Here is a 1317-nt window from a genome sequence, read left to right as displayed (position 1 = left end):
AATGCCAATCAAATTGCCAAATATTGCAACCAACATCAACACGAAGCGCCGAACTATGAAGCATTAGCGCGTAATATCAGCGAATTACGTGAAAGGTTAGATGAGATATGGAACAAACTAAATTAAGGTGGCTTTTAAACGGTATTTATTTTACGTTTTATACCATTCTTATTGTTGTGCTATGGATAATGAAAATAAACATTTTTGATAACATATGGAGCATTTTAAGTTTTTGGGGAAGTGTTTTTATTTTTAGAATTTTAATTGACTATTTTGCTCCTAAACAAAAAAGAAGTGATAATGATGGCAACGACTAAATTAAGTGCCACCAAATCAACATCACGGGCCATTAATTATGCTGAGAAACGAGCCGTTGAAAAAAGTGGCTTAAATTGTGATGTCGACTATGCCAAATCAAGTTTCAAAGCCACTCGTGAGTTATATGGTAAAACCGATGGGAATCAAGGGCATGTCATTATCCAATCGTTTAAACCTGGCGAAGTCACGCCCGAACAATGTAATCAATTAGGCTTAGCACTCGCTGAAAAGCTCGCACCCAATCATCAAGTGGCGGTCTATACGCATGCCGATACAGACCATGTACACAATCATATCGTGATCAATTCAATTGACCTCGAAACAGGTAAGAAATTTAACAATAATAAACAAGCGTTACGTAATGTCAGAAATTTCAATGATGAGGTTTGCATGGAACACGGTTTAAGCGTACCAAACAAAGACACAGCACGCTTACGCTACACCCAAACGGAAAAAGCGATTGCTGACCCTAATACGAAATCAACAGCCCAATATTCATGGAAAGATGAAATCAGAGAGGCCATCGATCAATCACAAGCAACGAATATGAACGAATTCAAAGAACATTTAAACCAATATGGTATTGAAATTGAACGTGTCACACCCAAAAGCATTACCTATCGACACTTAGCCGAAGATAAAAAGGTGCGTGGGCGTAAACTCGGCGAAGATTACAATAAAGGAGGTATCGAAGATGGCTTTGAAAGACAAATTCAACGACGGAGACAACAAGAACGAGACTCAGACACCGAATGCCAGCCAAAACGACCAACTTCAAGTCGTGATGAATCAACTGAACGAGATACAGGCGTCACTCAATCAGATTGGGACCAATTCGCCCAAGATACAAATGAGCTTGAGCGTAGCAGACAAGCTGCAGAATCAGCAAGACTTGCTGATGAAAAGGCTCGAAGAGATCGAGAAGAGAGAGAACGAGCGAAACAAGCGTCACGACGAATTATTAACAACGATCGAGACCACGGCCTCGAACTTTAATCA

2 protein-coding genes are annotated in these 1317 nt (G+C 39.9%); both read left to right on the top strand.

Translation table 11 applies throughout. The features are described 5' to 3' along the window. A partial coding sequence (gene mobC / locus HMPREF3125_RS12550; protein WP_141738052.1) for a plasmid mobilization relaxosome protein MobC occupies positions 1-126 on the top strand: 126 nt, incomplete at its 5' end. Between the two features lie 177 nt (positions 127-303). After that, positions 304-1314 (top strand): relaxase/mobilization nuclease domain-containing protein, encoded by a 1011-nt coding sequence (locus HMPREF3125_RS08830; RefSeq protein ID WP_070453279.1) that lies wholly within the window; start codon positions 304-306, stop codon positions 1312-1314. Positions 1315-1317: the final 3 nt, after the last annotated feature.

It is taken from the genome of Staphylococcus sp. HMSC13A10 (assembly GCF_001808005.1).
Lineage (GTDB): Bacteria > Bacillota > Bacilli > Staphylococcales > Staphylococcaceae > Staphylococcus > Staphylococcus pasteuri.
Note: the sequence above shows the minus strand (reverse complement) of the source record. Positions and strands in the feature narration are given on the sequence as shown.

Excerpts from the sequence above, each read along its gene's own strand:
- HMPREF3125_RS08830 (WP_070453279.1), top strand. The coding sequence starts at position 304 with ATGGCAACGACTAAATTAAGTGCCACCAAATCAACATCACGGGCCATT.